The sequence below is a fragment of the uncultured Anaerovibrio sp. genome, assembly GCF_947302755.1.
Taxonomy (GTDB): Bacteria; Bacillota; Negativicutes; order Selenomonadales; family Selenomonadaceae; genus Anaerovibrio.
This window is the reverse complement of record NZ_CAMYWM010000124.1, coordinates 1-7303: the sequence shown is the minus strand read 5'-3', so window position 1 is coordinate 7303 and position 7303 is coordinate 1. Positions and strand designations below refer to the sequence as shown.

At 47.5% G+C, this 7303-nt stretch carries 8 protein-coding genes; 7 read left to right on the top strand and 1 reads right to left on the bottom strand.

Features of this window, described 5'->3' with window-relative positions; genetic code table 11:
- Positions 1-280: 280 nt before the first annotated feature.
- The gene (locus tag Q0Y54_RS10540; RefSeq protein ID WP_297967470.1) at positions 281-886 is read right to left on the bottom strand and encodes a hypothetical protein; all 606 of its coding nucleotides are present in this window, start codon (positions 884-886) and stop codon (positions 281-283) included.
- Positions 887-1375: 489 nt separating this feature from the next.
- Here Q0Y54_RS10540 and Q0Y54_RS10535 point away from each other — a divergent pair, with 489 nt between their 5' ends.
- From Q0Y54_RS10535 to Q0Y54_RS10505, 7 genes are all read left to right on the top strand, one after another.
- Positions 1376-2230, top strand: coding sequence for a shikimate dehydrogenase (locus Q0Y54_RS10535; RefSeq protein ID WP_297967473.1), 855 nt, complete (start codon positions 1376-1378; stop codon positions 2228-2230).
- Positions 2231-2327: 97 nt separating this feature from the next.
- Entirely contained in the window at positions 2328-2942 is a 615-nt protein-coding gene (gene ruvA, locus Q0Y54_RS10530) for a Holliday junction branch migration protein RuvA (protein ID WP_297967468.1), read from the top strand.
- Between the two features lie 6 nt (positions 2943-2948).
- Complete coding sequence (gene ruvB, locus Q0Y54_RS10525) at positions 2949-3968, top strand: Holliday junction branch migration DNA helicase RuvB (protein ID WP_297967465.1); 1020 nt, start codon at positions 2949-2951, stop codon at positions 3966-3968.
- Between the two features lie 53 nt (positions 3969-4021).
- The gene (locus Q0Y54_RS10520; RefSeq protein WP_297967463.1) at positions 4022-4576 is read left to right on the top strand and encodes an epoxyqueuosine reductase QueH; all 555 of its coding nucleotides are present in this window, start codon (positions 4022-4024) and stop codon (positions 4574-4576) included.
- An 18-nt stretch (positions 4577-4594) separates the two neighbouring features.
- Complete coding sequence (locus tag Q0Y54_RS10515; protein ID WP_297967460.1) at positions 4595-6028, top strand: SpoIID/LytB domain-containing protein; 1434 nt, start codon at positions 4595-4597, stop codon at positions 6026-6028.
- A gap of 23 nt (positions 6029-6051) precedes the next feature.
- Positions 6052-7083 carry a tRNA preQ1(34) S-adenosylmethionine ribosyltransferase-isomerase QueA gene (gene queA / locus Q0Y54_RS10510; protein WP_297967457.1) on the top strand — a complete coding sequence of 344 codons (1032 nt, stop codon included), beginning with the start codon at positions 6052-6054 and terminating at the stop codon, positions 7081-7083.
- A 4-nt stretch (positions 7084-7087) separates the two neighbouring features.
- A partial coding sequence (locus Q0Y54_RS10505; protein WP_297967454.1) for a GTP cyclohydrolase I occupies positions 7088-7303 on the top strand: 216 nt, incomplete at its 3' end.

The following is a 7303-nucleotide window of genomic DNA, read 5'->3' as shown; positions in this document are numbered from 1 at the left end:
GCTAATTGGAAGATTTTTCTTCTAAAGAAGAAAAATTTGAACAATGGCGTTATAAGAAACGCATAAAAAGAAAAAAGATTATTAGGGTAGAAATAGGTGAGATAAGGCAACATATGACTACATAAAAAAGGCGTACCCGCGATGGGTACGCCCTTTTAAAGTTCATTTATTTACTGGAAGCTTCATAGCTTTTTGCACCATACTTGTAAAACAGGGGTGAAAAAGGATACTTCAGCTTTGGGGAGGGAGAATTTATTCCCCTTATCCTCGTGTCAAATTATCACTTTTTTTCTTCGGCTTTACGATAGAAATCGGTGCAATTGGTAATACCAAACCAGCTGGAGCTGTCATCCCAGAATGGCTGTGCGGCAAAATCCAAATTACCGTATTTGTCATAGGTCTTGATAATCAGCGAGTTGTCATCGATGTTGGTGGACAGGTTATGGGTTTTCTTTGGATTAAAGCCCAAATTGGTCAGGCTGTCATAAGAAACGTATGTAACCCACTTGCCCTGCAATTTTCCGATTAACCAATAGCCGGTGCTTACATCATCCTTCTTGGAAATAATCTCATATAAGGTCATATCCGGCTTCTTGTGATGAACCTCCCGTACCTCATATACGGAGCCTACCTGACTGTCAATAAACGGTATAAAGGATAAAATATCTGCTTTATCCTTTTGGGCATACAGGTGAAGGTAATCATTGTAATCCTTCTTGAAGATTATTTTTTCCCCATCATCATCATAAGTGTAATTTACCGGGCTGGCATCGATGATCGTGTTGTGTCCCTCAAAGGATTTAAAGCCGGCTGCCAGGGCGGTGGCCGTGGAGGCCAGGGTTACCATCGTGAACAGGGACAATACCATTAATAAGAGTTTTTTCATAGTACCATATCTCCTTATCATAAAAAATTTGCAAAAGCAATTTTACATATAACGAGCTTTAAGATGTCCCCCACCTCTTTAAGTGGGGGAAAACAAACTACAACAGCTGGTGAGCATATCTTCCAGCTCGTTGAAACGCTAATTGGAAGATTTTTCTTCTAAAGAAGAAAAATTTGAACAATGGCGTTATAAAATCGCTTATAGAATGTTCAATTCTACAAAAAAATGTAAAATCCTCTTCGTCAGGTAATTTTTTTGAATTTTTTCATTTTAAATGAATGCCGGCCCATCAACCTATACAACGGAAGCTTTATCCGATGCTAACGGGTGCTAATACTCCCTTCTCTTAGATGGGAGTAAAGCAGCTGTGATTTGTCCCCATACATTCCTTTATTTTTACCTAGAGCTATCTTGATATCAATGGTATAATATTGAAGATAGACTTATGTAGAAATGATGTATTACAGGTAGTATTGAGGTGTAGTGATGATGATTACTGGGAAAACAAAGGTGTTGGCAGTTATAGGTAATCCAGTGGCCCATTCCCTTTCACCGGTGTTTCATAATGCTGCCATAAGGAAGGCCGGCATTGATTATGTGTACACGGCTTTTCCGGTGGACAATAACCGGCTTGGGGAGGCTATAGCCGGAATGAAGGCTATGGGAATTTCCGGTCTGAATGTAACCATTCCCCACAAAGAGCAGGTCATGAAATACCTTGATCACATAGATAAGGATGCCGAGATTTTAGGTGCAGTAAATACTATTGTAAACCGGGCTGGCGTTCTTACCGGCTATAATACGGATGTCAAGGGCTTCCTGAGCGGTATGAGGCAGATAGGCTATGCACCGAAAGGTAAGAGGGCCCTTCTGCTGGGGGCTGGCGGAGCAGCCCGGGCCATTATTTGGGGGCTCATTCAGGAAGGGGTTGCCAGCTTGACCATTGGTGTACGAAATGTACCGAAGGTGCGCCCCTTGGTGGATTATTTCCGCAAATATATGGAAATAAGCTTGTTGGACTGGAGTACCCCGGCCTTTGATGAGGCCTTGGGGCAGGCCCAGCTTCTTGTAAATGCTACGCCATTGGGCATGTATCCCCACGTTGATGCTATGCCGCCGGTTAATTGGGATAAGGTGCCAAAGGGAATACTGGCCTATGATATTATATATACGCCGGCAGAGACCCTTTTCCTGAAGACGGCCAAGGACCATGGCTGTCATACCCTTAACGGTGAGAATATGCTGGTGGGCCAGGGGGCAGAGGCCCTGCGTTTATGGACCGGTATTGAACCGGATATCCAGGTTATGACGGAGGCCCTTCGCCACGCGCTGGAAAATAAATAATAGGGTTTCCGGTCTTTCGCTCCGGAAAACAAATAATAAGCTTTCGGAGTGTTCGCGCCTGAAAACAAATAATAAGGTTTCGGAGTTTTAGTGTTATATGATTGGTTTCTTAAAGGGAAAAGTAGAATATATTTTTATTGATTATTGCCTTCTTAATGTTGGCGGTGTGGGATATCGGGTGTTTGTGTCCAATAATACCAGAGCTGTACTTAAACAGGGGCAGGAGGCCATGCTGTTTACTCACCTGAGCGTGCGGGAGGATGCCATGCAGCTGTATGGCTTTTCTAACCAGGAGGAGTATACTCTTTTTCAGCTTTTGATTGCCATTAATGGTATTGGGCCCAAGGTTGCCATGGGAATTATTGGCGCCATTACCCCTGATGGATTGGCCCAGGCCATACAGAATAAGAGCGTGAAAGCCTTGACAGCTCTGCCGGGAATTGGGAAGAAATCCGCTGAGCGAATGATTCTTGAATTGAAGGATAAGCTGACCTTCAGCGGCAAGGATGATGATACACAGCATGTGGGCGGCCTCTTTGGTGAAGGCCAGGTGGGTGACGATGTAATAAGTGAAGCATCGGCGGCTCTTATGTCCCTGGGCTATAGTCAGGGTGAGGTAAATACGGCATTCCAGAGCATGGGGAAAATCGATCCGGAGGCTGACGTACAGCAGGTAATTAAGCTGGCCTTAAAGCAGCTGTCCAGGGGGTGATAGGGGATGGAGGAAATTAATTTTGGCGATGACCGCATTGTTACCATGAATGAGCAGTCAGGTGATGACTGGCAGTATAGCCTGCGTCCCCGTCATCTGCGGGAATACATCGGGCAGGACAAGGCCAAGGACAATCTGGATATTTTTATAAAGGCGGCCCTTAACCGCCAGGAGGCGTTGGACCACGTGCTGCTATACGGTCCTCCGGGATTGGGCAAGACCACCCTGGCGGGGATTATTGCCAATGAAATGGGCGTAAATTTTCGTATTACCTCAGGCCCTGCCATTAACCATTCCGGTGATTTGGCGGCTTTATTGACCAATCTCAACGAACGGGATGTGTTATTTATCGATGAAATCCATCGCCTTTCCCGTAATGTGGAGGAGGTTCTGTATTCGGCCATGGAGGATTTTGCCCTGGATATTGTTATTGGCAAGGGACCCAGTGCCCGCTCCATAAGGCTGGATATTGCCCCCTTTACGTTAATCGGGGCCACCACCCGGGCAGGAGCCCTGGCGGCCCCTCTCCGTGACCGCTTTGGCGTAATTTCCCGCCTTGAATATTATCAGCCTGAGGCTTTGGTGCTGATCATTAAGCGGGCTGCTGAAATATTGAATATAGTCATTGAGGATAAGGGGGCCATGGAAATCGCCCGTCGTTCCCGTGGGACTCCCCGTATTGCCAATCGCCTGTTAAAGCGTGTCCGGGACTTTGCCCAGGTAACGGGTGATGGGGTTATTACGGACAGAATTGCCGACGAAGCCCTTATGCGCCTAGAGGTGGACAAGATGGGCCTTGACCACACTGACAGGCGTATGCTGGAGGCTATGATAAGAAAATTTGGTGGCGGCCCGGTAGGCATAGATACCTTGGCGGCGGCCATCAGCGAGGAAAACGATACTATTGAGGATGTTTATGAGCCATATCTTTTGCAGCTGGGCTTTATCAACCGCACCCCCAGGGGGCGGATGGTGACCAGGGCCGGTTATGAGCACATGGGCGTTCCTTATCCGGAGATGGAATAATGAATTTATTGCTACATATGTGCTGTGGGCCCTGCTCCTGTTTCCCGGTGTAGATGGTGCGGCAGGAGGGTATCGTGCCTACGGGTTATTTCTTTAATCCCTATATTCACCCTTACAAGGAATGGGAAATGCGGCTTAATGCGGCCAAGGAATTTGCTCATAGGGTGGATATGGAGATAATCACCGATGAAAATTATATGCTGAGGGATTTTCTGAAGAAGGCTCTGGCAGCGGAATCTGTGGAAAATGGCCGCTGTCGTATGTGCTACACCTGGCGGTTGGAGGAGACGGCCCGATTTGCTGCGGAAAATAACTATGATGCCTTTACCTCTACCCTGTTTTACAGTATATATCAGCAGCATGACCTGATGCGGGAAACAGCCCAACATTTTGCTGATGTTTATGGGGTAAATTTTTACTATGAAGATTTTCGGCCTGGCTGGCAGGAGGGCATAGACATAAGCAAGGAGCTGGAATTATATCGGCAGCCCTATTGCGGCTGTATTTTCAGTGAGGAGGAGCGCTACAGCAAGGCCCTCCGCAAGCAGCGGAAGAAGGAAGCTAAAGCACGGAAACGGGCATTGCTGGAAGCTGCTGAGCAGGTTTAATAAATGAGGTGTAATATAATGATATACAATAATACATACAAAAAAATTGCCCAGGGGATGCTGGCCCTTTTGGTTGGCTCCCTGATGATGACCTGGGGTGCTTCCGGTGGTGAAGCCAGCGTTATTACTCCGGATACGGGAAGAAAACCGGCTGCTGTGCCCAAACGGGCCAATCCACCCCAGCCAAGCCCATCATCTGCCCATGCTTCAGAGGCTGATGGGGCCGAAGCCATTGATGTGCAGAAAAAATCCGGCGTTGATAATATTATCAGAATTGGTATTGGCGATGGGGTCGCCAAGGGAGTTATAAGCTCAGCCAATGGAATGAATGCCCTAAAAGGAACAGATGGCCGCCTATATGATGAGTTTAAGAGCAATAGTGTGGCCAGTGTTTCGGCAGCGGAGGGCAAGCTTTTCATAAATGGCAAGAAAACAGGCATAGCATCGATGGTGTTTACCCCTGTGGATGGGTCGGGAAAGGGCAAAATCAAATACAATGGACATGAGTATAGGGGGCAGCTTGTAGTCAGTGCTGCAGGCAGCAGCCTGACTATAGTCAACCGCCTTTCCCTGGAGGATTATCTAAAGGGAGTATTGCCATCGGAAATGAGTCCATCCTGGCCTGGGGAGGCCTTGAAGGCTCAGGCAGTGGCAGCCAGAACCTTTACCCTGTACACCAAAAATCAGAAGGCTCATTTCGGATCAGGCTATGATTTGTGTGATTCCACTCATTGTCAGGCCTATGACGGGGTTGAAAACGAGGAAGACACCTCCTCTGCTGCTGTGGAGACTACTGCCGGACATATTATGACCCATGAGGGAAAGCCTATTTATGCTGCTTTCCATTCCTCATCAGGGGGCTGTACGGAAAATTCCGAGGATGTATGGGGAAATTATCTGCCATATCTTCGTGCAGTAAAGGACGATGACAGCAAGTCCCCCTTTCATAATTGGTCAGTACGCTTTACTGCGGCAGAGGTACAAAGGCTCTTAAGTGCGGCAGGAAAAAATATTGGGCAGTTAAAGGGGGTTTCCATGACAACCTCCGGGGGCAGTCCCGATGCCCATGGAATAAGGAGAGCCAAGGAGGTAAAATTTGCCGGTACAGGGGAGACAATCGTACTGGATGCCTATGAGGTGCGCAGAATTTTTGGTCTGAAGAGTACCTTCTTCAATATCCGCACTGAGCGGCCTGTCACTCTTCCCCCTGTAAAACGGGATGCAAAGGGAAATTCCACCAAAAAGACAATTGATACAGCTCCGGCTGCCATGCATGGTGCCGGGCTTCAGGTGGAAAATGCCAGTGTAGCTGTAATTTTTGATGGCCACGGCTTTGGCCACGGCTTAGGCATGTCCCAGTACGGAGCCAAGGCCATGGCTGAGTCCGGGAAGAAATATGACGGTATTTTACATCATTACTATACAGATATTAAAATAAGTAAGCTGTATTAATATTTTGGGAGTATTTTACAAGAATGAAATTAACAGATTTTGATTACGAGCTGCCGGAGGAGCTGATCGCCCAGACTCCGGTGGAGCCGCGCAATGCCTCACGGCTTATGGTATTGGATCCGGTGGAAAGCAGCATAGAGCATCGTCACTTTTATGATCTCAAGGAATACCTGGAGCCAGGGGATACCCTGATTTTTAACGATACCAGAGTAATGCCGGCCAGGCTGCTGGGCTGGCGTGAGGGCACCGGCGGCAAGGTGGAGGTATTCCTCCTTAGGCGCATCGATGGGGATACCTGGGAAACCCTGGTAAAGCCTGGCCGAAAGGCCAGAGCCGGCCAGGTGGTCCGCTTTAGTGATGAGCTGACCTGTACGGTGCAGGACAGTACGGACTTTGGCGGACGTATTGTAAAATTTAACTATGAGGGGATTTTTGAGGAAATACTTGACCGCTTAGGTGAGACCCCTTTACCACCCTATATCCATGAAAAATTGGCGGACAGCGAGCGTTATCAGACCGTTTATTCCCGGGAAAAGGGATCGGCGGCAGCACCCACAGCCGGCTTGCATTTTACTAAGGAACAGATGGCTGAGCTTAAGAATTTGGGGATTAACCTGGGATTTGTTACCCTGCACGTGGGGTTAGGAACCTTCAGGCCAGTCAGTGTTGATAATATCGAGGAGCATGTAATGCACAAGGAATATTACAGCATTTCCCAGGAAACGGCCCAGCTTATTAAATCCACCAAGGCCGCCGGGAAACGGGTTATCGCCGTAGGTACGACTTCCATCAGAACCTTGGAATCGGCGGCCACGGCTGTGGGGGAGATTAATGGGCGTACGGATTGGACAAATATCTTTATTTATCCGGGGTATGAGTTTAAAATAGTAGATGGAATTATTACCAATTTTCATTTGCCAAAATCCACCCTCATAATGCTAATTAGTGCTTTTGCCGGTCGTGAATTCATTTTAAAGGCTTATGAAAAGGCGGTAGAGGAACGATATAGGTTCTTTTCATTTGGCGATGCCATGATGATAAAGCGGAAGGGATAGGTTTATGAGCAAAAAAGCTGTACAGGCCATGGAGATATTCCTTGAAGGTCTGGGCGTGGATCTCAAAGCTGTGGGAATGGAAAAGACCCCTGAACGGGTGGCAGGAATGTATGAATACCTGTTTAATGGAATAGGGGTCAGCACAGATGATGTGTGGGGCGAGCTGTTCAAGGTGGACAATGAGGGTATTGTGGCCGTGAGGGATATACCCTTTTATTCC